At 33.2% G+C, this 26,436-nt stretch carries 21 protein-coding genes; 19 read left to right on the forward strand and 2 right to left on the reverse strand.

Features of this window, described 5'->3' with window-relative positions; all coding sequences use genetic code 11:
• Positions 1 to 30: 30 nt before the first annotated feature.
• Positions 31 to 708, reverse strand: coding sequence for a VTT domain-containing protein (locus ACQW5G_RS04855; RefSeq protein WP_429970344.1), 678 nt, complete (start codon positions 706 to 708; stop codon positions 31 to 33).
• A 72-nt stretch (positions 709 to 780) separates the two neighbouring features.
• On the opposite strand from ACQW5G_RS04855, the gene ACQW5G_RS04860 reads away from it, so the two are divergent.
• Positions 781 to 1,350, forward strand: coding sequence for an acyltransferase (locus ACQW5G_RS04860; protein WP_429970345.1), 570 nt, complete (start codon positions 781 to 783; stop codon positions 1,348 to 1,350).
• 117 nt (positions 1,351 to 1,467) lie between these two features.
• On the opposite strand, the gene ACQW5G_RS04865 is transcribed toward ACQW5G_RS04860, so the two are convergent.
• The gene (locus ACQW5G_RS04865) at positions 1,468 to 3,603 is read right to left on the reverse strand and encodes an ATP-dependent Clp protease ATP-binding subunit (protein ID WP_429970346.1); all 2,136 of its coding nucleotides are present in this window, start codon (positions 3,601 to 3,603) and stop codon (positions 1,468 to 1,470) included.
• A gap of 243 nt (positions 3,604 to 3,846) precedes the next feature.
• On the opposite strand from ACQW5G_RS04865, the gene ACQW5G_RS04870 reads away from it, so the two are divergent.
• From ACQW5G_RS04870 to ACQW5G_RS04955, 18 genes are all read left to right on the forward strand, one after another.
• Positions 3,847 to 4,845 carry an LCP family protein gene (locus tag ACQW5G_RS04870; protein WP_429970347.1) on the forward strand — a complete coding sequence of 333 codons (999 nt, stop codon included), beginning with the start codon at positions 3,847 to 3,849 and terminating at the stop codon, positions 4,843 to 4,845.
• Positions 4,846 to 4,854: 9 nt separating this feature from the next.
• On the forward strand, positions 4,855 to 5,502 hold the full coding sequence (locus ACQW5G_RS04875) for a hypothetical protein (protein WP_429970348.1): 648 nt from the start codon (positions 4,855 to 4,857) through the stop codon (positions 5,500 to 5,502).
• Between the two features lie 39 nt (positions 5,503 to 5,541).
• Positions 5,542 to 6,618: a glycosyltransferase gene (locus tag ACQW5G_RS04880; RefSeq protein WP_429970349.1), complete on the forward strand. Its 1,077-nt coding sequence runs from the start codon at positions 5,542 to 5,544 to the stop codon at positions 6,616 to 6,618.
• Between the two features lie 4 nt (positions 6,619 to 6,622).
• Positions 6,623 to 7,549: a glycosyltransferase family 2 protein gene (locus ACQW5G_RS04885; protein WP_429970350.1), complete on the forward strand. Its 927-nt coding sequence runs from the start codon at positions 6,623 to 6,625 to the stop codon at positions 7,547 to 7,549.
• A 205-nt stretch (positions 7,550 to 7,754) separates the two neighbouring features.
• Positions 7,755 to 8,828 (forward strand): hypothetical protein, encoded by a 1,074-nt coding sequence (locus ACQW5G_RS04890; RefSeq protein WP_429970351.1) that lies wholly within the window; start codon positions 7,755 to 7,757, stop codon positions 8,826 to 8,828.
• On the forward strand, positions 8,821 to 9,939 hold the full coding sequence (gene glf / locus ACQW5G_RS04895) for a UDP-galactopyranose mutase (RefSeq protein WP_429970352.1): 1,119 nt from the start codon (positions 8,821 to 8,823) through the stop codon (positions 9,937 to 9,939). Before ACQW5G_RS04890 ends, glf begins: the two co-directional genes overlap by 8 nt.
• Positions 9,940 to 9,944: 5 nt before the next feature.
• A complete protein-coding gene (locus ACQW5G_RS04900; RefSeq protein ID WP_429970353.1) occupies positions 9,945 to 11,369 on the forward strand; it encodes a polysaccharide biosynthesis C-terminal domain-containing protein in 1,425 nt (474 codons plus the stop codon).
• Between the two features lie 97 nt (positions 11,370 to 11,466).
• Positions 11,467 to 12,135 (forward strand): sugar transferase, encoded by a 669-nt coding sequence (locus ACQW5G_RS04905; protein WP_429971885.1) that lies wholly within the window; start codon positions 11,467 to 11,469, stop codon positions 12,133 to 12,135.
• Positions 12,136 to 12,213: 78 nt separating this feature from the next.
• Positions 12,214 to 13,218: a hypothetical protein gene (locus ACQW5G_RS04910; RefSeq protein ID WP_429970354.1), complete on the forward strand. Its 1,005-nt coding sequence runs from the start codon at positions 12,214 to 12,216 to the stop codon at positions 13,216 to 13,218.
• Positions 13,219 to 13,356: 138 nt separating this feature from the next.
• Complete coding sequence (locus ACQW5G_RS04915) at positions 13,357 to 16,329, forward strand: glycoside hydrolase family 68 protein (protein WP_429970355.1); 2,973 nt, start codon at positions 13,357 to 13,359, stop codon at positions 16,327 to 16,329.
• Positions 16,330 to 16,488: 159 nt separating this feature from the next.
• Positions 16,489 to 18,051: a hypothetical protein gene (locus ACQW5G_RS04920; protein WP_429970356.1), complete on the forward strand. Its 1,563-nt coding sequence runs from the start codon at positions 16,489 to 16,491 to the stop codon at positions 18,049 to 18,051.
• A gap of 447 nt (positions 18,052 to 18,498) precedes the next feature.
• Positions 18,499 to 20,859, forward strand: a complete 2,361-nt coding sequence (locus tag ACQW5G_RS04925) for a MucBP domain-containing protein (RefSeq protein WP_429970357.1) — start codon at positions 18,499 to 18,501, stop codon at positions 20,857 to 20,859.
• A gap of 139 nt (positions 20,860 to 20,998) precedes the next feature.
• A complete protein-coding gene (locus ACQW5G_RS04930) occupies positions 20,999 to 21,997 on the forward strand; it encodes an NAD(P)-dependent oxidoreductase (protein WP_429970358.1) in 999 nt (332 codons plus the stop codon).
• Positions 21,998 to 22,007: 10 nt separating this feature from the next.
• Positions 22,008 to 23,000: an NAD(P)-dependent oxidoreductase gene (locus ACQW5G_RS04935; protein WP_429970359.1), complete on the forward strand. Its 993-nt coding sequence runs from the start codon at positions 22,008 to 22,010 to the stop codon at positions 22,998 to 23,000.
• 10 nt (positions 23,001 to 23,010) lie between these two features.
• Entirely contained in the window at positions 23,011 to 23,616 is a 606-nt protein-coding gene (locus tag ACQW5G_RS04940) for a nitroreductase family protein (protein WP_429970360.1), read from the forward strand.
• Between the two features lie 46 nt (positions 23,617 to 23,662).
• On the forward strand, positions 23,663 to 23,887 hold the full coding sequence (locus tag ACQW5G_RS04945) for a hypothetical protein (RefSeq protein ID WP_429970361.1): 225 nt from the start codon (positions 23,663 to 23,665) through the stop codon (positions 23,885 to 23,887).
• 101 nt (positions 23,888 to 23,988) lie between these two features.
• A complete protein-coding gene (locus tag ACQW5G_RS04950) occupies positions 23,989 to 25,782 on the forward strand; it encodes an MFS transporter (protein ID WP_429970362.1) in 1,794 nt (597 codons plus the stop codon).
• A 98-nt stretch (positions 25,783 to 25,880) separates the two neighbouring features.
• The gene (locus tag ACQW5G_RS04955; protein ID WP_429970363.1) at positions 25,881 to 26,408 is read left to right on the forward strand and encodes a methylated-DNA--[protein]-cysteine S-methyltransferase; all 528 of its coding nucleotides are present in this window, start codon (positions 25,881 to 25,883) and stop codon (positions 26,406 to 26,408) included.
• Positions 26,409 to 26,436: the final 28 nt, after the last annotated feature.

Below are 26,436 nucleotides of genomic sequence, written 5' to 3' on the forward strand. Positions count from 1 at the left end.
GATACACCAATTTTGCAAAGTTAGTTAGCCCTACAACTCATCTTTAATCATCTTTTTTAATAAAGTGTTGGCAAAAATGAAGAAAATGACAATTATGACCACTAATTCCAGTAAATGTTGCCAATTAGCGCTAAAAATTGCGTTTCCACCTAAAGCATAAATTAATGAAATTGGGAATGGTCCAAGCAACGCAGTCATGAAAATAATGCGTTTATTGAATTTTTGTTCATCTTTGCTAGCTTGTAAACTCACCAAATATGATGGAATGATGGGAATTGAATATCCAACAATTAGTGACATTAACGGATTTTTAGCATGCTGAAAGTGAGAAGTGAAACGGTTATTTTTATAAGTTTTTTCCAAATCCTTCTTCAAATAACTAATGAAATTAATCGCAGCGACATTGCCTAATCCAATTGAAAAAGTATTAATTAATGTCCCCCAGAGTGGTCCAAAGCAAATCCCAGCAATAATTCCAATAGGAACTACGGGAACTCCAGGAATGATGGTAGCTAGATAGAGCACAATCATGATGATAAAGACATCAATCAATCCGTGGTCTCTAATTTCTGCGATAGCGCGTCCGCGTTCTTTGGCATTAAACATCATTTCAATTTGTGGTTGATAATCTTTAAATAGTAAGTAGAGAAATAATAGCGCAAATAAAATTGCAACTATTTTAAAAATCTTTAGTTTATTAATCTTCATAAAAATATCTCCTGATATAATGATAAGTGTATAATTAATAGTAGCATTAAATTAGGGTGGTATTTAAAAAATATGAATATTATTAGTTTTATTGAAAAAGTTAACAACAGAGTTTGTATTAGGATTCATAAATTTATATTTGAAATGAAATTTAAAGGTAAAATATTTTTCGGAAAACAAGTTAAATTTGATAAAAATTTTTCTGTAAATATTAATGGAAATAAGTCTAAATTTATTATTGGAGAATCAGTTACTTTTAATAAGGGATTTTCAGCTGTCGTTGATGGTGAAAAGTCAGATATTACTATTGGGAAAGGTGCATTTTTTAATTGTTATTGTAGTATTAATGCATTAAATAGTGTTAGAATTGGAAAATTTACATTGTTTGGCGAAAACGTAAAGATATATGATCATAATCATATTTTTAAAGAAAAAGAAATTCCAATTAGTAAGCAAGGGTATACTTCTGGAAAAATTGTTATTGGAGATAATTGCTGGATTGGTTCTAATGTTGTGATATTAAAAGGTGTTACAATAGGTGATCATGCGATTATTGGTGCTGGATGTGTAATTTATAAAGATGTACCAAGTGATTCAGTTATTGTTAATGATCAAAATCAAATTATCAAAAGAATAAAATAGACTGAGAATTTTTCTTGTTTATATAACAAAAAAGCTAAAATCTGATTAATTTCAGATTTTAGCTTTTTTGTTATTAGAGGTGGTTTCCTTAGCCTCTTTTATTATTATCGATACTAATTATTTAGCAGCTTTGTTGTTAGCTTCGATCTTAATAGTATCGTTTTTGTGATCAAGGTCAGCCTTGATGTTCTTGATGTCTTGGTGATCCAAGTAGAACATGGCAATCTTATCACGTAATTGTTGTTCGATAACACGACGGAGTGGACGAGCACCCATGGCTTCATCGTAACCTTGTTCCATCAACCAGTCCTTAACTTCATCACTGATTTCAAGTTTCATGTTTTTCTTAGCCAAAGTATCGTTCAAGTTATCAATCATAAGATCAACAATCTTGCTTAGATCTGGTTTAGTTAAGTGACTGAATTCAACGATAGCGTTGAAACGGTTCAAGAATTCTGGTCTGAAGTATGGAGCTAAACGATCCATGATCTTCATATCTTTCTTATTGTTTGAAGTCATTGCGTCATTACTGAATCCGGCGTTTGAAGTTGCAATGATAACTGTGTTCTTGAAGTTAACCATGTTACCTTGACCATCAGTTAAACGACCATCATCCATTACTTGAAGTAATAGGGTAACAACTTGTGGGTTAGCTTTTTCAATTTCATCAAGTAATACGATTGAGTAAGGATTTCTTCTTACACGTTCAGTTAAAGTATTACCGTTATCGTTGTAACCAACGTAACCAGCAGTAGCACCAATCATCTTAGAAACAGCAGTTTCGTCTTGGTATTCTGACATATCAAGTCTGATGATTGAATCTTCGTTGTTAAACATGTCTTTAGCTAATTGTTTAACCAATTCAGTTTTACCAACACCAGTAGGTCCAACGAATAGGAATGAACCAATAGGACGGTTACCGTCATCAAAACCAGCACGGTTACGACGAATAGCGTCAACTACGGCGTCAACAGCTTCATCTTGACCGATGATGTGTGATTTCAAACGACTGTCCATACTCTTCAATCTTTCCATGTCGTCAGTACTCATTTGTGAAACTGGAATACCAGTTAAACGTTCTACTGAGTCAGCGATGTCAGATGGAGTTGCAACTGGAACATCAGTTGAATCTGTTTCACTGTTAAGTTTCTTTTCGATTTCAGCAATTTTAGCTTTATCAGCAGCAGCTTCTTCGAATTTTTCAGCCTTAGCATGTGCAGCTTTTTCAGCTTTAGCAGCTTTAAGGTCTTTTTCAAGACTTACCTTGTCAGTAACAGGGTGTTTTGCAGCTAAATGAGCAGCAGTCATATCGATAAGGTCAATAGCTTTATCAGGTAATGATCTTTGTGGAATGTATTGTTCTGAGTAATCAACTGCAGCTTTCAATACGTCATCAGGTAATTTAACTTGATGGTGATCTTCGTATGATTTACGAATACCTTTCAAGATTTCAAGAGTAGTTTCCTTGCTAGGAGCATTTACCACAACATCATTGAAACGACGTGCTAAAGCAGCATCTTTCATAATTGTGTTACGGTATTCGTCTTGAGTAGTAGCACCGATAACTGAAATTTCACCACGTGAAAGGGCTGGTTTCAAGATATCTGATAAACCTTTACCACCGTTTTCATCGCCTGAAGCACCAGCTCCAACGATTTGGTGAATTTCGTCAAAGAATAAGATAACGTTTTTACGTTCTTCAACTTCTTTAACTAATTTTTGAATGTTTTCTTCGTAAGCACCACGGTATTGAGTACCGGCTTCTAATGAAGAAAGATCAATTGAGATGATTTGTTTGTCTTTGATTGTTGCAGGAACATCACCCTTAACAATCTTTTGAGCTAAACCTTCAACGATAGCAGTTTTACCAACACCGGCATCACCAACTAGGATAGGGTTATTCTTAATACGACGACTAAGAATTTCAGCTGTTTCTTGAATTTCTTTGTCACGGCCAATAACTGGATCAAGTAAACCTTGTTTAGCTTCATCAGTTAAGTTACGGCCAATTTTATCTAAGTAACTTTCTGCTTTTTGTTGTGCTTGTGCAGGAGTAGCACCGTTGTGATTACCCACTTGACCAGGGATACGTCCTGTTCTTCTCATTTCTGCTACTTGTTCAGGAGTGAGTTCTTGTCCGTTAACTGAGTAACGAGCGTTTGAATCATTTCCCATGTTGTTAAATAAACTGTTGAAAATATCATCCATTCCGTTTCCGCCAAATGGATCGTTTCCAAAACCATTGTTTGCCATTGAATAATCCTTCTTTCAATTTAATATGTAAAAGTTGTTCCCAACTTCTTAGATATATTATAAAACTGCTTTGAATATAAACAAAGATATTAGCTCATTTTTGGTCAAAAAAGGTCAATTGTTCTTTTTTAACCATTAAGAGTAAAATGCACTTATATATGATATAAACAAAAAAATATTTTAAATTATAGTTATGTTTGGTAGAATATTATTAATCATCACTAAAAAAGGGGATACATAATTATGGAAGAAAGTCGTGTCGAAAGAGACAAGAATCAAACACCCAAGAAGCCACATAAAAAAAGAAACATTATTTTAATGGTAATTGCAGTCATTGTTTTAATCATTGCTGGATTTAGTGCTTATAAGTTTGCATCAATTAAAAGTGCTGTTGATAATTCATATGAAGATTCTGGTATTACTAAAGAAAGAAACACTGATAAATTACTTGCTAACAAAAAACCAATTTCAATTCTTTTAATGGGAACTGATACTGGTGAATTGGGCCGTGATTACAAGGGTCGTACTGATTCAATGATGGTAATTACCATTAACCCCCAAACTAACAAGACTTTAATTACTAGTATTCCTCGTGATACTGCAGTTAATATTCCTGGATATGCTGATGAAGGAGTTGCTAAAATTAACGCCGCCTACGCATATGGAAGTGCCAAAACATCAATTGATACAGTTCAAAAAATGTTGAATATTCCAATTGATTTCTATGCTGTCTTAAATATGCATGGACTTGAACAAATTGTTAACCAAATCGGTGGAGTAACTGTTAAACCACTCTTAACTTTTGATTACGAAGGTTACCATTTCGAAAAGGGTCAAGCTACTCACATGAATGGTGCTAAAGCTCTTGCATATACTCGTATGAGATATGATGATCCCCGAAGTGATTATGGTCGTCAAGAACGTCAAAGACAGGTATTGACTGTAGTTGCTAAGAACAGTGGATCAGTTGGTTCATTACTAAATGCTGGATTTATTAAAACATTATCAAAATCAACTCAAACTGATATGACATTTGGTGATTTGACTAAGATTGCAACTAGCTACCTAAGTGCCCGTAATAATATGGAAGATGGTTACATCCAAGGTCAAAGCGGTAAAGAAATTAATGATCAAATTATGCAAGTAACTCCACAATCTGAATTACAAAACACAACTAACCAAATTAGAAATAATTTAGGTTTATCACAAGCAGAAACTGGAGATATTGCAGTTAATAATTAGGAGAATGATTTGAATTACACACACAAAGATTTAGTTAAATTTCAGATTAGTGAATTTATCCATAATCAATACTTTGTTTTAGCTGTAACGGTATTGATTGTTTCTTTGATTGTTTTAGCTTTAGTTGCAGATTATAAAAATAATGGTCCATTATTTTCGGACAAAAAGTTTAGTTTTAAAAGTTTAACTAAACTTCCCAAATCTGAATTATATGCCTTAATATGTGTTATTTTTGCTATGGCCTTTGTAGTTATTACTACAAAGGCTTTTGGCAATATTCCATCACCGGATGCAATTACACAAAAGAGTCATGCTAAAACTGTTTTAGTTGGTAAGGTTAAGAGTATTGATGATAAAAGCGGTAAATTAGTAATTACCGCTCCTAAAAGAGATAAACATCATCCAATCATTGCCTTTGTCAACAATGCCAGAGTAATGCCAATGGATCCATTGATCCCTAAGTATGGTGGAACAACTATTACAAATGATGAAATGCTTAAGCTTTCTCGTGGAGATAAAGTTAAAATAAAGTTCAATCAATATGAATGGAAATATAAAAACCACGATGATTTTGGTGATGATAAAAATACAGCACATATGATTAAATTATTGAATGATGCAAAAGTTAATGGGCAAGTTGAAAAAATCAACAAATAGCCTAGTTAATGTTGTTATTTAATAGACAGGAGTAATGCGATGAAAAAAATAATGATTTTTGTTCCATTTATGACAGGATATGGTGGAACAGAACGAGTTATTTCAAATTTGTTTACTGAATATAACAAAACTAATAATGATGAGTATCAGATGAGTTTAAGTAGTATCGGTGGTACTGATAATAGTAATTGGCTTGATGCAATTCATGAAAAAAATGTTATAAATTTAAGTAAAGATAAGTTAGTTAGAAAGGGTCAATATTTAGCTAGTTTGTTTTTTGTACTTAACAAACAAATCTTAAAAAATAAACCTGATGTAGTAATTTCAAATAGTTACATTATGTGGTTTTGTTTGATGACCTTAAAGAGAGTTTTTGGCTATAAATATAAAGTTTTAGCTTGGTATCATTTTTCTCTTGATTCTCACAAAGTTCCAGAAATGTTTTTAAGAGCTGCTGATGGTTACTTAGTAATTAGTACTGGAATAAAGAAACAATTAGAAAATAGGGGAATTCCTGATGACAAAATCAGCGTAATCTATAATCCAATTGTTAAAGTAGATAAGTCTATTGTTAGAACGTCTAATAATGAACCAGTAAAATTCCTCTATATTGGAAGAATTATGTTAAATGGACAAAAAAACATCCATGAAATGTTTGATGCACTTCAAAATGTTCAAGGAAATTGGCATTTAGATGTTTACGGTGTTGGAGACATTGCAGAAGCTAAAGATTATGTTACTAAACTAGGATTAGAAGATAAAATCTCATTTAAAGGTTTTTCTAACAATGTGTGGCAAGAGTTTGATGAATGCGATGCATTAATCTTAACTTCTACTTTTGAAGGATTGCCAATGGTTTTAAATGAAGCAATCTCTCATGGTATTCCAGTAGTCTCATCTAATTGTGATACTGGTCCAGAGGACATTGTTACTAAAGAAAATGGGTATTTATATCCATTAGGTGATAAAAAAGCATTAACTAATATTCTACAAAAATTTGTTAATCGCGAAACTAACTTTAATGACACTAGTGAAATTAAAGCATCAATCAGTAAATTTTATAGTGACAATTATTTTGATGTATTTATGAAAGCTATCAAGAAATATATGGGGTGAGAAATTGAATCAAACAGTAAAAGTTGCAGTTGTGATGGTAACCTTTAACCGGTTAGATTATTTGAAAGTTGCATTAGAAAAGTTGCTTAATCAAGAATTCAAACCTGCAAAAATTTTTGTGATTAATAATTGTAGTACTGATGGAACCAAAGAATATTTAAGTACTCTAGATGATGACAGCTTAGAAGTTATTAATTTAGATAAAAATCTTGGTGGTGCTGGTGGATTTAGTAAAGGACTTGAGTTAGCCTACAATGCCGGTAATTTTGATTACTACTGGGTAATGGATGACGATACTTACGTTAATCCAGATACTCTAAAAGAATTTGTAGAAGCACTTAACAAATTTGAAGATGTGGATAAAGTAGGGATTTTAGCAAGTAATGTAAGATGGAATGAAACAGATCAACCATCAATTATGAATACACCAATTACTTGTCCAGAAGATTGGAATTATAAAGCAACAGAAGGATTAATTAAGATTGCTTCTTCTTCATTTGTTTCAATGTTGATTAGTAATAAAGCACTTGTTGAATGTGGATTACCAATTTCTGAGTTCTTTATTTGGGGAGATGACGTTGAATTTTCTCGTCGAGTAATGCAAAAATTCAGCGGCTATTTTGTTTCTAATAGTATTGTTAACCATGAAACTAAAGCCAACTCAGGTGTTGATATGCTAGAAGAAAAGAATCCTAACAAGATTGGCCGTTACTTCTATGCTATTAGAAATGATAGCTATATTGCACGTGAATTTTCAAAACGTGAAAAATATCGTAACTCAGTTAAGTTTTGGTATTTATTCTTTAAATTAATCTTTGGTAAATCACCATATTCAATGAAAAAATTAAAAGTTTTAATTAAAGGATATTGGAGTGGTAAATTTTTCAATCCTAAGATTAAGTATCTAGAACCTAAGAATGAAGAAAAATAGGAGCATTATGGAGATAAGAGATCTTAAATTACTTAAATATATAAACTTTTTGTTTGTAGCTTTTTTAATATTTGAGTCAAATACGGTATATGTAACTTCTCCATCACCATTTGCTAAAAACTTAAAGTTTTTACTTCCATTAGTTATGTTTATTGCATTGGGAGTCTATTATTTTGTAATAAAAAAATACAAAATTGAAATAAAAATGACAGAAATTTTAAAAATAATTGCGGGATTTTTGGTAATCATGGGATTGTTTTTAATTTTAAACCGTTTTAATTATCATTATCATTTATTTCATGCTGTTTTAATTTATTGCATTTTACCGGTTTTATTTATTTTATACATTGGAATTTCAGCTCAATTACATCAACTAAAAGTTATTTTACATGCCATTGTTGATATCACAGTTGTGATTGCGTGTATTTCACTAGTATTTTGGTTTATGGGTGAATTAGGCTATCCAGCAAATTGTTCGTTATTGCTTGGATGGGGTGGACATCGGGTTATCTTTGGATTTTATGGGTTATATTACTTTACTCAGGAACCGGCTCATTTTCTTGGAACTATGATGATTAGAAATACCAGTATCTTTTCCGAAGCACCAATGTACAGTGTGATTTTAACGACTGCTTTTATTATTAATTTGTTTTATCTCAAACATAATCGTTTCTTTAGATTTAATTGCTTAGTTATTCTACTAACATTAATTACTACGGTTGCTACTAGTGGAATTTTAATCTGCTTTTTAGCTTGTTTAGGATATTTTATGTATCTAAATCGTGATAAGTTCAATCGCTTTACAAAGAAACAAAAAATATCTTACACAGTATCTAGTTTGATCATTATTTTGACAGTTGTATCCGCAATTATTATTAATAAGCTGAATACTTTTAGTGGTTCCGTAAGTATTAGATCAGATGATATTAGAGCAGGACTAAAAGCTTTCATTAATCATCCCTTCATTGGAAATGGAATCGGAAATAATGCTGCAATTAAACACTATATGGCTCATTATCGCTTAGTAGCTGGTGGAAATACTGGTTTTTCATTAGGATTGATTCAAATCATGGCTTTTGGTGGTTTAATGCTATTATTTATCTATTTAATTCCGCTTATAAAATCGTTATTAAGCAAAGACTACCTTGATTTATACATCATTTTGTTGTTACTATTGATGTTAGCGTTAACAATAATTAACGAAGCACCCTTATTTATATTTATTTTAGTTTTCATTTATATGAAACAAAAAGGTTTTGGAGGAAATTTTAATGACTGATTATTTAGTTGTTGGTTCAGGTTTATTTGGATCAACTTTTGCACATGAAGCTGCAAAAAGAGGACATCACGTTGAAGTAATCGAAAAACGTGACCACGTTGCTGGAAATATCTACACTAAAGAAATTGAAGGAATTCAAGTTCATGAATTCGGTGCTCATATTTTCCATACTAAGATGAAAAACATTTGGGATTACGTTCAACAATTTGCTGAATTTAATAACTACATCAACAGTCCAATTGCTAATTACAATGGCGAAATTTACAACTTACCATTTAACATGAATACCTTTAACAAACTTTGGGGTGTTAGAACTCCTGAAGAAGCTAAAGCTAAGATTGAAGAACAAAAGAAAAACGCTAATATTCCAGCTGAACCAACTAACTTGGAAGAACAAGCTATTTCTCTTGTCGGTCCTGATATCTACGAAAAATTAATTAAAGGTTACACTGAAAAACAATGGGGCCGTAAAGCCACTGAACTCCCAGCTTTCATTATTAGAAGACTCCCAGTTCGTTTTATTTACGATAACAACTACTTTAGTGATCCATACCAAGGAATTCCAATTGGTGGATACACTCAAATTATTGAAAAAATGTTAGATAGTGATTTAATTGACGTTAAATTAAATACTGACTTCTTTGATAACAAAGATGAATATCTTAAATCAGGTAAGAGAATTATCTTTACTGGTATGATTGATCAATTCTTTGAATATGCTTTAGGTGAACTTGAATACCGTAGTTTACGTTTTGAAACTGAAATCAAAGATGTTGATAACTACCAAGGTAATGCCGTAGTTAACTATACTGATGCCGAAACACCATATACTCGTGTTATCGAACACAAACACTTTGAATTTGGTAAAGGTAACAAGAACAAGACGGTTATTACTCACGAATATCCTAAAAACTGGAGTCGTGGTGACGAACCTTACTACCCAATTGATAACAAACGTAACCGTTCACTTTACAAAGAATATACTGAACTTGCTGCTAAAGAAGACGACAATGTTGTATTTGGTGGTCGTTTAGGTCAATACCGTTACTACAACATGGATCAAACAATTATGTCAGCTTTACGTTTAGTTAAAACTGAATTTGGCGAATAATTACCATGAAGGTTATTAAAAATTATCTTTATAATGCTTCCTATCAAATTTTCGTTTTATTAGTTCCTTTGATCACCACCCCATATTTAGCCCGAGTTTTGGGACCTCATGGAATTGGTATCAATGCGTTTACCAATTCAATCATTCAATATTTCATTATTTTTGGGAGTATTGGGGTTGCCATATATGGTAATCGACAGGTTGCCTACGTAAGGGATAATAAGCAAAAATTAACTAATACATTCTATGAAATCTTTTTCATGCGAATTGTTACAATTTCAATTGCTTTCTTAGTTTTCTTTATTTTCTTATTCTTTGTAAGACGAGATTGGTTAAGCTATTACATTGCCCAATCATTTGCCTTGTTGGCAGCTGCTTTCGATATTTCTTGGTTCTTCCAAGGGGTAGAAGATTTCGCAGTTACGGTTGTCCGTAATTTAGTAGTTAAAATCATAACGTTAATTAGTATTTTTACGATGGTTAAGTCATATAATGACTTAGCATTGTATATTTTGATTTTATCTTTATCCTTGTTAATTGGTAATTTAACCCTATTTCCAAGCTTAAGACGTTTTATTGGTAAGCCACAATGGCATAAGTTGAAATTGTTTAGACATTTTTGGCCATCAATGGTGTTATTTATCCCAGAAATTGCTACACAAGTATACTTGCAAGTTAATAAATCTATGCTTGGACTACTTGATACTGTTACTGCTTCCGGATATTTTGAACAATCAGACAAGATTGTCAAAATGTCGCTGGCCGTAGTTACTGCTACGGGATTGGTAATGCTACCACATGTCTCGAATGCTTATAAAAATGGTAAAATGGACAAAGTTAAAGGGTATTTATATACTTCCTTTGAATTTGTAACGGCAGTTGCGGTTCCACTAACTTTTGGGATTGCAGCAATCGCACCAGCTTTGATTCCGTTATTCTTAGGACCTAAATTTATGCCAGTGATTCCATTAATGATGATTGAGTCAGTAGTAGTATTGTTAATTGGTTGGAGTAATGCAATCGGTGTTCAATATTTGGTGCCAACGAATCAGAATAAAGCCTATAACTATTCTGTTGTATTAGGAGCAGTCGTTAATATTGTTGCTAATATTCCTTTAATCATATTATGGGGAGCAGTTGGAACTGCTATTGCCACGGTTATTTCTGAAATTACTGTTACTGGATATCAAATGTATGCCATACGGAAACAAATTGATATGCGCAAATTATTTGTTAGTTATTGGAAATATCTATTTGCGGGATTAGCAATGTTTGTTTTAGTGTTCTGGTTAGGCATGGTATTGAAGAATACTTGGCTAATGGTGACACTTGAGATTGGTGCAGGAATGGTTACTTATTCTGTACTATTGTTAATTCTCCGTCCTCATCTTATTAAAAATACACTTGCAAAATTAAAAAAGCGTAATTAAAAATTAAGAAACATTAGAATTTTTCTCTAATGTTTCTTTTTTTATACAATTATATTTGGTATTATGGGAATGGTAGAGTAAATTATTTTGAATGAATATGGTGACTAATTTGGAAAATAATGATGAAGTTTGGTTAAATAAGAAAAAGGTGCAAGATCGACCTACATATTTTTTTGTTAAAAGACTAACTGACATGATTTTTAGTTTATTAGGAATTTTACTTTTAAGTCCAGTATTTATTGTATTAAGCCTATTAATTAGAAATGATGGCTCTCATGGTAAAGCATTTTATGTACAAGAACGAGTTGGAAAAGATGGAACTCATTTTAAAATGTATAAATTTCGTTCAATGATTCCAGATGCTGATAAACATTTAGATGAGTTAATGGATCAAAATGAAGTTGATGGTGCAATGTTTAAAATGAAAGACGATCCGCGCATTACTAAAGTGGGTAAATTTATTCGTAAATATAGTTTGGATGAATTACCTCAATTGTTTAATGTGCTTCAAGGTGATATGTCTTTGGTAGGACCTCGTCCACCAATTCCATCAGAAGTAGCCGAATATACTGATTACGATAAACAACGTTTGCTAGTTAAACCAGGATGTACCGGATTGTGGCAAGCGACCGTTCGTAATAATACTGATTTTAACGGGATGGTTAAATTAGATATTGAGTATATTCAAAAAAGTACTTTCTTATTTGATATTAAAATTATGTTTGAAACTGTAAAAGTTATGATTAAACCTAATACAGCATACTAAAATTATTGCCCTTTGGTAATAATTTTTTGTTTTAATTGTACTATAATGAAATTATTGAATAATTTAAGGAGGAGCCACATGAAGAAATTAGTATGGACGATTATTGGAATTCTGGTCGTCGTTGGATGTGTTGGGGGATTCTTTATCCACCAGAAAATTAATGCAGATACATATAAAAATGGATTAACAAATGGAAAAGCTGCTTTACAAGCTAAAAATTATAATGAAGCACAAAAAGATTTTCAAAAAGCAGCCACAGTTAAACCTGATTCACCAGAAGCCAATAGTTTATTAAGTCAAACTAGTAGCTTCGTTGATGGTGAAAATAAATTTAAAAATTATCAATTTAATGATGCCAAAGAATCATTAGAAGACGTAATCAATAATGATAATGGTTCTGATATTTTGGTTAGTCGGGCTAAAGCAGATCTTAAAGTTTTAAAGGTAGTGTCAGTAGATGTTACCAAACTTGAAAAGATTTATAACCAAGCTTTAGCAGAAAATAAGGCCAAAGAATTTACTAAATCAAATGATACGCTAGATGGCATTTTTAATAATGATTTAGCAACCAATGCATTTTATGCTAAGATTGTTAACTCTGCGAAAAAATTAAAAGCAGCAAATGACCATAAAGTGGTCTTGAGTAAATATAAAGGTAAAAAAACTGACAAAGTAGATTCAGATTCTAAAGACAAAAAGAAGACTGATGATAAACAAGCTAAACCAAAGAAATACACAGCTGATACTAGCAAAGCTATTAGTGCGGTAGTTGTTCTAAGTACCGCAGACACTACACCATCAACTCCAGCGCCTGCTAGTCAATCTAGTTCAAATACTGCTTCAACCAGTAACACAGCATCAACCACTAGTTCTAGCTCTGCAACAACAACTGCTACACCAACTAGAAGCTACAGTACTCATACTGCACCAACATACCATGCTCCAGCAGCGGATAACTCACAAACATCAACCCCAAGTACCAATAATACTGCTTCAACTGGTAATGATAATGCACCAACCACTACGCCAAGTAGTACTGCAAAAACTAACGCTACAGATAGTTCAACAAGTAATAATCAATAATTAATAAAAACGACTGAAACCTAAATGGTGACAGTCGTTTTTTGTATTTTCTTAATGTTTATGTAACATTAATGTAACATTGTGTTATAGTTTAATTATTACAATTTCATAAAAATTAAATTTAGGGGAATTATACATATGATAGATAGAAAATTAAAGCCAAAATTAGTTAAATCTAAACATGGCTGGATTAAGATGTTAACGAGTACACTAATTGTTGCAGCATCAATTTGTGCCATGCAAGGTAAGGTATCTGCTGATACTACTAATCCAGTTCAAAATGGTAATAACTCACAAGTAAGTGTTGTAACTGATACCAAAACGGTTCAGGATTCTAAGAACTCACAAACAACACCGACTACAAGTACCAATAATGCAACTCAAAGTGTAAAAGATACACAAATTAATGCATCTCAACAAAATGAAACGGATACTAAGACAAATTCTGTTCAATTAGATACTAACACCACTGCAGCTCCTTCTGAAAACAATGACTATGGATTTAGCCATTACACACATTCAGATATGGAAAACATTGCAAATGACACTAATAACCAAAATGTTATTGCACCAGAAGTTCCAAATAACATGACGCAAAATGTTTCAGCAACTATGAAAAACACTTTTAATGGAACAAACCAAGATGAACAAGTTCATGTGTGGGATACATGGGCATTAAAAAATGCCGATGGAACTGTTGCTGATTATCATGGATACAACTTGAATTTTGGATTGGTAGATCCAGCTTCTTCAGTTGATAATGATAATGCAAGAATTGGTTTGTTTGCTAAGAAGGTTGCTGATGATTCGCTAGACTCATGGAAATTCCTTGGAACTGTATTTAATGATAAAACTGAAGGTAGTAATGGTAATGATACTTATATTAACCAGGAAACTGCTCAATGGTCAGGTTCAGCTTATTTAGAAAATAATGATTCTGACAATGTTAGATTATTCTATACAATTTGGGCACCAAATACAGATTGGGAACAAACTCTTGCTACTGCTCAATTATCAGTGGATCCTATTGATGGGGATTGGAACAATGGATTATTTATTAATCATGATAAAACTACTGATAATAAATCTATCTTTACTGGTGATGGTAAGGTATATCAAGCTGGTGAAACAACAAGATATATAGGTGTATTTGAAAGATCTGCTTGTCGTGATCCTCACTTTGTAATGACTGAAGATGGAAATAAATATTTAGTTTTTGAAGGAAGTACAGGTCAAGACAATGGTACTCAAGGACTAAATAACATTAATAATGCTGCATATTATGGAAATGGACAAACAGCTACACAATCATTTAATGATCTTATGAATCATCCATACAGTACTACTTATGGACAGTCATATCTTTCTAACCCGGCAATTGGAATCCTTGAACTTAATGATGATTACTCATTGAAAGATGTTAAAAAGCCACTTGTTTCTGGAAACGGAGTTGCAATTGAATTAGAACGACCAGCAATTCTTGAATATAACGGTAACTGGTACTTATTTACAATTACTCGTGGTATGAGTTTTGCTTCTAATAATAAGACAATTACTGGTGATGCCGATAAGGGAATTAATCCATCATATATATTAGGATTTGTATCTCATAATGGAATTGCGGGTGACTATACACCATTAAATGGTGATGGATTGGTTTTAGTAGCCAATGGTAGTGAATATTCACATGATATTATTCCTACGGGATCTAATAAAATGCTTGTTACTTATTTCTATGATAATAGAACTTTTGGACCAACTTTTATGTTAGAAATTAATGGAGATACTACTAAAGTTGTTAACGATAAGGTGCTTCAACAAGGTGCATTATCAGACAATGGGGACTATGTTGCTACGACACCACAAAAAATTGATTATGCAACTGGAACGTGGAATTGGGAAAATAATTGGCCTGTAAGTACAAATGTTCATTATCAAACTGCAGATGGTAAAGAAGTTAGCTCAGCTATGATTAATGGTAAATATGGTGAATCTTCTAGTACAGTAGATAATATTCCGGAAGGATACAAGTACTTAAGCGGAGACAAATCATACTTCTTTGGAGTAGATCAAAAAGATGCTTACGTAACTGTACAAAAAAATGTTCCTTCAAAAGTAACGTTTTACTTCCATGATCAAGACGGAAATGCCATTGAAACTAATGATGGACATGCATCATTTACATGGAATGGAATGTCAGGAGATAACTGGGATTATACTAATTGGGTACCAGAAATTAATGGATACCAATACAGTCACGTTGATGACTATATTGGTGGACAAACTGTAGCAGCAAGCCACGATTTATCTGGAACATACTCAGCAGATGGTGATACAAACGTTTACTTAACATACAATGTTAAAAAGCCCTCAAAAGTAACATTCTACTTCCATGACCAAGATGGGAACGCCATTGAAACTAATGATGGACATGCATCATTTACATGGAATGGAATGTCAGGGGACAATTGGAACTATAATGATTGGATACCAGAAATTAATGGATACCAATACAGTCACGTTGATGACTATATTGGTGGACAAACTGTAGCAGCAAACCATGATTTATCTGGAACATATTCAGCAAATGGCGATACTAATGTTTACTTAACATATAATGTTAGAAAACCATCAAAAGTAAACTTCTATTTCCATGATCAAGATGGAAATGCTATTGAGACTAATGATGGACATGCATCATTTACGTGGAACGGTATTTCAGGTGATGTTTGGAACTATACTAACTGGGTACCAGAAATTAATGGATTTGTATATAATCATGTTGATAAATATACGGATGGTATGGAATTGCATGATTTAACTGGTGTATATTCAGCAAATGGTGACACTAATGTGTACTTAACTTATGAAAAAGCTGGAACAGTTAATGTTTACTATCATGATCAAAATGGTAATGAAATCAAACCAAGTACAAGTATTTCAGGTCAAATTGCAACTCCATGGAGTCTAGATGGTAATGTGCCAGAAATTGATGGATATACTTATAATCATGCAGATCAATACAATCCAACATATTTCAATCATGCTTTAACTGGTAACTATCCTCTTTATGGACCAACTAATTTATACTTAACTTATTTTGTTAAATAAAAAATAAAAGGCATAAAAGACAATTTTTTGAAGTTGTCTTTTATGCTTTTTTAATGTTTTTTAAATTTTTTTAATAAAATAATAAAAAAATGAAATATTGTGATAATATTATTATGATGTAAACTTTTTCAAGTGATTTGAAAGGATAATATAATTAATATGGATAATAATTCTAATATGCTTGGAACTGAAAAGAAAGTTTCACCAAAATTAATTAAGTCAAAGCACGGTTGGCTTAAGATTTTAGTTGGGACAATTTTTGTTTCAGTTTCACTTGCATCATTTCAAATGAGTGTTAGTGCAAATGATACAAGTGCTGATAATAGTACTCAAAATCAGACTCAAGTAGTTAATAATGCAGTTTCACCAGTACAGAATCAAACTAATACTACTAATGCTTCTACAACTAAGACTGCTGATAATAGTAATGATACAAAAAATACGCCACTCGTTACATTACCAACAAACACAAAAGACAGCAACGATAGCAAAACTGTAGCTGACAATAATCAACAAACAAATGTTGCTGCTACCAAAGATGCAACTAACAATAGCCAACAAACAAACGTTGTTACAAAAGATAACAATGATAATAAAGATCCTCAAGTAAAACAAACTCAACCAGTTGCTAATAATAAAGCAGTTGAACTTGCAACAGTTTCACAACAAACACAGGGACAAATTCAACAAGCTGCTCAAGATTCATCAAATGTTAAAGCAATTGATAATAATGATGGTATTAATGCCCAAACTGCAACTAAATTACAAGCAGGACAAGAATTTAATAAATATCGTCAACAATACCACTATTCTGATGCTGAAGGTGCCGGTAATGATGTACAAACTATTTGGCAAGATTCAACTGGATTATGGCATTTTTATTACTTACATAGTGATACTAGACCAGATGGTGTAGATGCATATAGACAGGGTGGATGGGCTCATGTTACAAGTTCTGATTTAATTCATTTCCAAGACTGTGGAACTGCTATTCCTGGTGTTGAACCTGGATTATGGACAGCAACTTGGACTGGTTCAATCATTACAAATGCTAATGGATTCTTCAAAAACTTACCACAATCACCTAATGTAGTTGTCGCTTGTATCAGTACTCCAAGAATTAACACGGTTGATGGAGATACAGGTCAAAATCTATGGCTTTTACAAAGTTTAGATGGTGGATATCACTTTACTCCAATGGAAGATCATCCAATTACTGGTCTTCCAGAATTTACCAATGGTTATGAAGGTGACAACCGAGATCCCGCTATTTGGTATAACTCTGAAACTAATCAAATGGAAATCTGGATTGCCCAAGATTACGATCATGGTGTAGAACATGTTATTTCACAATTCGCTAGTGATGACGGAATTAACTACCATTACATTGGTAGAACAACAATTGCCGGTAATGATAATACTGCATTTGCTAAATATACTTTAGTTGAAACACCTGGTATTTCTAGAATGAGAGACCAAACTACTGGTGAAATTAAAGATGTTATGTTCTTTGGAATTCAAAACTGGGATAATGGTCCATACTACAACTTAGTAAATGGTGAAGGATGTGTTGCTATGTTAGGACATATTGATGCTAATGGATTATTTATTCCAGATAATTCTACTCAAGATCCTAACGACTCAACTAATTATTATGCAACAACAGATACTCCAATGTTTAGAACAGATTTTGGTTCAGATTATTATGGTGGTTCAAACTAATACAATGCTGATCCATTAAAAAATGTTGTAGATAGTGTTGTTCAAAATGCATGGCTCGGTAACTGGAAATATTCCGGAGATGTTGTTGACCAAGGAACACCAATTGCGATTCCTGGGGTTGCATCATTTAGAAAAGTCTATCTAGATAATGGGGTTGTTAAGGCACAATGGGTAGGGCTAGATCCTAATGATTGGGAAGATAACAAAACATTAAATAATACTAGTGCTACTTCAGGAACTGTTACTGTAGGTAAACAACAAGGTTTAGCTCAAAACTATACTTTTAATTTACAAGGAACAGATCAACCAGATTTTAGTGCTGAATTTGATTTTAATGAAACAGATGGTTCACAACATATTAGAATTTATCGTGCTGGTAATAACTTACGTTTAGCATTCTGGAGAAATGGTGGAACATTTAAAGATGCTCCTTCAGAATGGTATACTATGGTTTACGATTCTATCTTGAGAAGCACAGATATTTCAAAAATGGTTGTAAGAACTGATACTCAAAGTATTGAACTTAGTATCCCAGAAACAGGCCAATTATTTACTACTCTTAGATATACATTAAGTCCAGTACAAGATGTAAATGTATCTGTTAGTGGTTCTGCTAAAGTATCAAGTATTGAATCACAAAACTTTGTTGGTGATCCTAATATGGCTCAAAACACAACAGTTCAATACTATGATCAAACTGGAAATATTATCTCAACTGCTGATTTTGCTGGAAAAGAAGGAGATAACATTAATACTCTTTCAAAGATGCCAGATGGTTACAATTATATTAGTGGACCACAAAATTATATTTTCCAACGGGATCAAAAACAAAATGTAGTAGTTGTTATTGCTAAAAATCAAGCAAATACTGTTAAAGTTAATTACTATGATCAAAATGGAATTGCTATTAAAGATAATAACGGTAATTTAGGTCAAACATTACAAGGTAATAATGGACAAAGCTGGGATTTCAGTAACTCAATTCCACAAATTGATGGTTACCAATATTATCATGTTGATCAAATCAATCCAAATTACAAGAATAATTCATTATCAGGTAATTATTCACAAGTTGGACCAACTGAATTAAACGTTTATTACAAGAAAATTGGACAAGTTGTTTTCCATTTTGTTGATGATAACGGAAATGCCATTACCACAAATGATGGACATAGTTCATTTACATGGAACGGTGTAGTTGGAAGCGATTGGAATTACAATGATTGGGTTCCAGAAATTAATGGATATAGATATGATCATGTTAACCAATTTGCTGATGATGCAACTAAACATAGTTTAAATGGTCAATACTATAGTTTTACGGATAACGTATACTTAGTTTATGAACCAAGTAAAGTAACCAATGTAACATTCTACTTCCATGACCAAAATGGTAATGCCATTACCACAAATGATGGACATAGTTCATTTACATGGAGTGGCTTATCTGGATCAACTTGGGACTACAGTAAATGGGTTCCACAAATTGATGGATATCAATACAGTCATGATGATGTATATGATGGTAGTAATGTATATCACACTTTAAATGGTAAGTACTCAACTAATGATATTAGTGTTTACTTAACTTATGATAAAAATGAAAATGTTAACTTCTACTTCCATGACCAAGATGGAAATGCCATTACCACAAATGATGGACATAGTTCATTTACATGGTTAGGTGGAGCAACTTCACCTTGGAACTATACAAGTTGGGTTCCAGAAATTAATGGATATCAATATAGTCATGTAGATCAATATCTTCCAAATGGTGAAACACATGATCTATTTGGAAACTATTCAGCTTTTGGTGATACTAATGTATATTTGACTTACCAAAGAGTTGGAACTGTTAACTTCTACTTCCATGATCAAAATGGTAACGCAATTAATACAAATGATGGACATTCTAGTTTCTCATGGACAGGTAATATGGGAACTAGTTGGAATTACAATGATTGGATTCCAGAAATCAATGGATTTACTTATAATCATGCTGATCAATATAATCCAACTTACTTTAACCATGATTTAACAGGTAACTATCCATTATATGGACCAACAAATGTATATTTGACATATGATCAAATTGCAAATTCAGGTAGAGTTAATGTTCATTATCATGATCAAGATGGTAAAGAAATCAAGCCTTCAATTATGTTAGCTGGTCAAATTGCAACTCCTTGGGATTATACAAGTAGTGTTCCAACAATTGATGGATACACATATGATCATGCTGATCAATATAACCCAACTTATTTTGACCATGATTTAACAGGTAACTATCCATTATATGGACCAACTGATTTATACTTAACTTATGTTAAGAATGATGTAGTTAATGTTTACTACCATGATGAAAAAGGTAATACAATTAAACCACAAACATCTATAACTGGTGAACAAGGTACTAATTGGGATTACACTAATAGTATTCCAGCAATTGATGGATACTATTATAATCATGCTGATCAATATAGTTCAGTAGGTACTACCCACAATACTAATGGTACTTATACTTCTGATTCAGATAATTTATATTTGACATATAATACTGATAATTCACAACTTCATGTTAGTTTTGTTGATTCTGATACTGGTAAGTATTTAGATCCTAAGTATGACCTTAACTGGTATGGAAAATATGGAAATGGTTATGATATTTCTAATGCTATTCCAGTTATTAAAGGTTTGAAGTATTCATATGCAATTAATTCTTCAAATAAATCAAGTTCTCCACTAACTGGAACATATAATGGTGATAATACTTGGATTACTGTATACATGTCAGAAGTTAATAATTAAAATAAATTTATTATTAATTAAATATTTAATAAAAAGCAAAATCATTTTATGATTTTGCTTTTTTGTCTTCTCATATTCCTTGCCCTACAACCTAAATCTAACCTATAATTAGCTTATATATAAGATTAGGAGACATACTATGTTTAAAATTACAGTGTACAGTGTTCGAGAAGTTGAAATTCCACTTTTTGATAAATTAAATAAATATAACTATGAATTAAACCTTGTTTCAGAACGATTAACTATGCAAAATGTTGCTAAAGCTAAAGGATCAGATGCCGTGCTGGTTAGCGGTGGTGATGATACCGGTAAAGATGTTTTGGAAGCTTTAAATAGTTATGGCATTAAATTAGTTTTCACCCGTTCCGTTGGGGTTGATAAGTATGATTTTGCAGTAGCCGATAAACTTGGAATTAAAGTTGCAAATGTGCCTAATTATTCACCACGTGCTGTGGCAGAATTAGCTTTCATTTTAGGAATGACATTATTCCGTCATGTTGCCCCAGCTACTTACAACACTCATATGGGTGATTTCCGGATTCTTCCAGAATATTTTGCTAATGAAATTCACAACGCGACAGTTGGAATCATTGGTGCGGGTAGTATTGGAACTGCAGAAGCTAAACTATACAAAGCACTTGGTGCCAAAGTTTTAGCTTTCCAACGTCATCCAGATCCAGCTAATGATGCAGTTGAATTTGTGGATATGGATACTTTATTAGCAAAATCAGACATTATTTCAATTCACGTTCCTTACATTCCAGGTAAAACTGACAACCTAGTTGGTGCTCCTGAACTAGCTAAGATGAAATCATCCGCTATTTTAGTTAACACTGCCCGTGGCCCCGTTGTCGATAACGAAGCTGTGGCACAAGCAGTACGCGATTTTAAAATTGCCGGTTACGGTACTGATGTATTACTAGACGAACAACACGTTATGGATCGTCAATTTGATACTTTAGATGATGTTCCTAACCAAATCGATAAAGATTTGATGAAGAACTATCCAAATGTAATTGTGACACCACATATGGGCTTCTTTACGGTACCTGCTGTGACTGACATGATTAGTACTAGTTTTGAAAACTTCGAAAGTACCATTAAAACTGGTAAACCAGTTCATCCAGTAGAACGATAAGAGGGAAACAATGACTAAAATTACTGTTTATAGTGTTAAGGACTTTGAAAAGCCCATTTACAATAAATTAAATAAGTATGATTTTGAACTTCAATTAATTAACGAACCACTTTCAATGAATAACATTAATACGGTTAATGGTTCGATTGGAGTTTTAATTGATGGTGCAACTGATGCCAACGCTGAATTGATGGCTGCCTTAAAAGAACACGATGTGAAATATTGTTTTACCCGTTTTGTTGGTTATGACAACATTGATTTAAATGCAGCCTCAGCTCGTGGCATTATGGTAGCTCGTGTACCTAGTTATTCACCATACTCAGTGGCTGAATTAGCTATGACAATGGGATTAGATTTAATGCGCCATGTTGCCAATGCAACCGTTAATACTCACCAAGGTGATTTCCGGATTTTACCAAGTTATTTCTCACCAGAAATCCATAACTTAACGGTTGGAATTATTGGAGTAGGTCACATGGGTGCTGCGGAAGCTCATTTATACCATGCTCTTGGTGCGAAAGTCTTAGGTTACCAACGCCATCCCAATGATAATCCAGAAGTAGAATTTGTTGACGAAACCACTTTGTTAAAGAAATCTGATATCGTTTCAATTCATGTGCCATATTTCCCTGGAGAAAACGACATGATGATTGGAGCCATCGAAATCGGACATATGAAACCGGGCGCTATTTTAGTTAACACAGCTCGTGGTCCGTTGGTTGATACTGGAGCAGTTTCTAGTGCTTTAAATGATGGGGAATTAGGTGGTTATGCTGCTGATGTAATTGCCCATGGGGCTGCGATTAGTGGTAAACAATTTGACAGTTTGGATGATATTCAAGATAAAGAGCTAGTTGAATTAATGAAACACTATCCAAACGTTTTGATCACTCCTCATATGGGTTTCTTTACGGAACCTGCTACTGAAGATATGATCAGAGTTAGTTTCGATAATTTTCATGAAGCGATTGAAACCGGAAAGACTAAAAATCAAATCAGATAAGAGGTCGAAAATGAATACACAACTATTAGATTTAATGAAACATCGGCGAACCATTTATGATTTAGGAAAAAATGTTACGATTCCGCAAGCTGACTTATACGAATACATCAAGGCAATTGTGAAATACACTCCCACTGCTTTTAATAGTCAACCAGTTCGAGTCGTGGTCTTGTTTAATGAACAACATGATCAACTTTGGGATTTAACTGGTGAAATTTTACAAGATCAAGTTGATGCGGACGCCTTTATTCGAACTAAAGCAAAGATGAGTACCTTTAAGAAATCATTTGGTTCAATTTTGTTCTTTACTGATATGGACGTTGTGAAAGCTTATGCCGATAATCCGAAGATTGCGACTTACCAATATGATCAATATAATTGGTCTGAACAAGCTCAAGGAAACGCACAATTTGCAGTGTGGACTGGTCTAGAAGAAAATGGATTAGGGGTTAATATTCAACACTATAATCCACTCATCAGTGCCCCCGTAAAAGCAAAATATAAGTTACCAAGTAGTTGGCAATTAAGAGCTGAAATGAATTTTGGTTCGGTTGAAGGAACTGCCAAAGATAAAGAATTCATTGAAGATGAAAAACGCTTTAAAATGTTTAAATAATCAAAGTGCTAATTCTTGATTAGCACTTTTGTTCAGGAGAGTTGTTATGACAGTGGAAGAAATTGACCGAAAATTATTAAAACTACGTAAGTTCGCTAATTTTGTGATTACACCACTATTTGTGGTTTTAATTGCGACGTACTTTATTCAAAAAGCGGCAACTCCCTTGGTTATAATTTTAGCAGTGATTTGTTTGCTGACTTATTTACCCTATGGAGCAGTAGTTTGCTACTATGTATTTAAACGGCGGAAATTAACTAAAGAAAAGTAACACAAACTTAAAATACCTGACTCCGGAATTTCATGGAGTTAGGTATTTTTTTAGTGTAGAATATTTATTGTTACACAATGAGCGAAAATGGGGCGGATGAATTGAAAAAAGCATTACAAAATAAAAAGAATTGGATTGCAATTGGCGTGATACTAATTGCAGTTTTAAGCTTGCTTTCAATTCAAGCGCTGTCTGGCAATGTTATTGTTGGCTATGACACGTTTTTCCACTTTAATCGGATTTATGATACAGCAATGCAGATTGAACATCAGCGCTTTAGTTACTTTATGGCGAACTATGGGTATGTTCAATCGGGCCAAATTGTGAATGCCGTGTATGGACCGTATATGGCCTATTTCTTAGGTTTTTTACTCTTTATTACGCATAGTTGGGTCAATTTTGAATTATTATCTGATTTTATCCTCTTGTTTGTGTCTGGAATTGGAGCTTTCACGTTATTTAGACGTTTGAAAATTAATTACATTTTAGCTACCGCTGGGGCAATTATTTTTCTTTCCCAGAATTTTACTACCTATTGGATTACCAGCTCAGCCTTTTTAGACTGGGGTTCGATGATGTTGCCATTTGCGGTAATGATTGGCTTGGATTTACTCGACGGATCACCTAAAAAAATTCATGTGACTTTAGCCTTAGTGGTAGCTATTTTAATTGAAATGCACATTCTAAGTGCAGTGATCACAGTATTAATGCTAATTCCATTTTTTATAGTTGGAATTTTGCGTTCAACGGAAAAAATGCAATATTTAAAGCGAGTTTGTTTAAACGCTGGCCTAGCTTTGCTATTAGGAGCTAATTATTTTGCGGCCTTTGCCAATGTTTTTGGTAGTAATCATTTAATCTCACCATTTCGGGTTCAATCCTTACAAAGTGGGGGCATGCAATTTAGCAGTAATACGCTCATGCAAGGCGGAATGGGAATTGTCTTCATTATTATCGTAATTGCGCAAATTATTTTTATTCTGTTTAATTTGAATCGCAGTAAGTTAAACGCCATGTTTACGATTATTGGGTTAGCCTTTTTTGCACTTTCCTCGGAGTTATTTCCCTGGGATGCAATTGGCAAAAGTTTTCCGGTTTTTCTAGATTTCTTGCAGTTTCCATCGCGTTTTTACGCAGTGGCAGCAATCATGTTATTAACTGGCTTTCTATTATCAGTTAATCAATTTATGGGACAAGTACGGTTTAAAGCCGTTAAAAAAATCTATGGTGGCTTAGTGATCGTGTTAGCAATGGTTTCCGTTTTTGTTGGCATGGCTAACATTCGGCAACAGTTGAACAATAACTGGAAAGATTACAACATTGCGCCCCAAGCTGGGGTTTATGCGCAACACCTCTTGCCATATGGATATTATGCTAAGCAGGTAAGTAATGAAGGCATTCGCAAAGATTTTCAAAAAAATGATTTGCATTTGGCGCTTGCTGATTCAATTCGCTCCAATACCGATTATTTGCCTAATCATTCTAAATTACGGCAACCAAGTAATTTACAGGATTTATATAAGAATCAATTAACTGATAATACTGCGTTTAATAAAGAACACCAAAAAGATGGCAGTATGAAAGTTAGCTGGCATAGTCGGCAAAAAAGGATGACGATGATTCCAGAAGTTGTTTATCATGACTCAGTGGTTAAACTAAACGGTCATCGCTTACAACCAGCTAAAACATTAGTAAACGGTCAATATACCCCTGGAAAATTCCAATTATCTCAAATTGGGGGACTCTATGTGCCAGCTAAAGTAGGGCACAACGAATTAAATGTTAAATATCAAGAACCATTCTACGTGAAAATGGCCATAATGGCCTCGTTGCTCGGCTGGATTTTGACATTTGGATATTTAGGATATCGGGGAATTAAAAACTTAACTAAATAATTAATGGGATTGTAAATTGTTGTTTACAATCCTTTTTATTTTCATTGCCAAAATATGCTAAAATAGAAAGTATCAGTAAAACGAAAGGAGGAGTTTCCGTGCAAAGAATTTATTGGGACGCAGTTAATGTTGATGGGCAAAAAGTATTCTATACAGTGACCGATAAGGGTTTGAATTTTGTCAGTACCCCAGAAGTTGGGGTCTCACAAATCTTAGATTTTTATCCGCTTGCACAATTTGAATATGTTCACGCGCATAAAGAAACGGATCAATATCGCAAAGAACTTAAGAAATACCTTAAGGGAAAACGTGATACCTTTGTCTTTAGTATCGATTACTTTGTTGATGGAACTCCCCAACAAGAAGAAGTCTGGCAAAGCATTATGGAGATTCCCTACGGAAAAACTCTGAGCTTGGCTAGTTTGGCTGACCAATTAGGTCAATCAACTGAAGATGTAATTGCTGCGATGCAAGCTTGTCCCATTTGGTTAGCAGTTCCCATGCACCGTGTCACTGAACGTGGTTCTGTGGCTGGATTTAGAACTGATGAAGCAATGGACGAGTACTTACGCGGTATCGAGCAAAAGCCTAAAACAGAGTTGAAAGAATTAATTAAGAAAGCATAACACTCAACTTTGAGAGGAAAAATTAAAT

This window comes from Fructilactobacillus sp. Tb1 (genome assembly GCF_050500285.1).
GTDB lineage: Bacteria > Bacillota > Bacilli > Lactobacillales > Lactobacillaceae > Fructilactobacillus.

Coding starts and splice junctions, on each gene's coding strand:
- ACQW5G_RS04855 (WP_429970344.1), bottom strand. CDS start 708: ATGAAGATTAATAAACTAAAGATTTTTAAAATAGTTGCAATTTTATTT.
- ACQW5G_RS04860 (WP_429970345.1), top strand. CDS start 781: ATGAATATTATTAGTTTTATTGAAAAAGTTAACAACAGAGTTTGTATT.
- ACQW5G_RS04865 (WP_429970346.1), bottom strand. CDS start 3,603: ATGGCAAACAATGGTTTTGGAAACGATCCATTTGGCGGAAACGGAATG.
- ACQW5G_RS04870 (WP_429970347.1), top strand. CDS start 3,847: ATGGAAGAAAGTCGTGTCGAAAGAGACAAGAATCAAACACCCAAGAAG.
- ACQW5G_RS04880 (WP_429970349.1), top strand. CDS start 5,542: ATGAAAAAAATAATGATTTTTGTTCCATTTATGACAGGATATGGTGGA.
- ACQW5G_RS04890 (WP_429970351.1), top strand. CDS start 7,755: ATGACAGAAATTTTAAAAATAATTGCGGGATTTTTGGTAATCATGGGA.
- glf (WP_429970352.1), top strand. CDS start 8,821: ATGACTGATTATTTAGTTGTTGGTTCAGGTTTATTTGGATCAACTTTT.
- ACQW5G_RS04900 (WP_429970353.1), top strand. CDS start 9,945: ATGAAGGTTATTAAAAATTATCTTTATAATGCTTCCTATCAAATTTTC.
- ACQW5G_RS04905 (WP_429971885.1), top strand. CDS start 11,467: ATGGTGACTAATTTGGAAAATAATGATGAAGTTTGGTTAAATAAGAAA.
- ACQW5G_RS04910 (WP_429970354.1), top strand. CDS start 12,214: ATGAAGAAATTAGTATGGACGATTATTGGAATTCTGGTCGTCGTTGGA.
- ACQW5G_RS04915 (WP_429970355.1), top strand. CDS start 13,357: ATGATAGATAGAAAATTAAAGCCAAAATTAGTTAAATCTAAACATGGC.
- ACQW5G_RS04920 (WP_429970356.1), top strand. CDS start 16,489: ATGGATAATAATTCTAATATGCTTGGAACTGAAAAGAAAGTTTCACCA.
- ACQW5G_RS04925 (WP_429970357.1), top strand. CDS start 18,499: ATGGTTTACGATTCTATCTTGAGAAGCACAGATATTTCAAAAATGGTT.
- ACQW5G_RS04930 (WP_429970358.1), top strand. CDS start 20,999: ATGTTTAAAATTACAGTGTACAGTGTTCGAGAAGTTGAAATTCCACTT.
- ACQW5G_RS04935 (WP_429970359.1), top strand. CDS start 22,008: ATGACTAAAATTACTGTTTATAGTGTTAAGGACTTTGAAAAGCCCATT.
- ACQW5G_RS04940 (WP_429970360.1), top strand. CDS start 23,011: ATGAATACACAACTATTAGATTTAATGAAACATCGGCGAACCATTTAT.
- ACQW5G_RS04945 (WP_429970361.1), top strand. CDS start 23,663: ATGACAGTGGAAGAAATTGACCGAAAATTATTAAAACTACGTAAGTTC.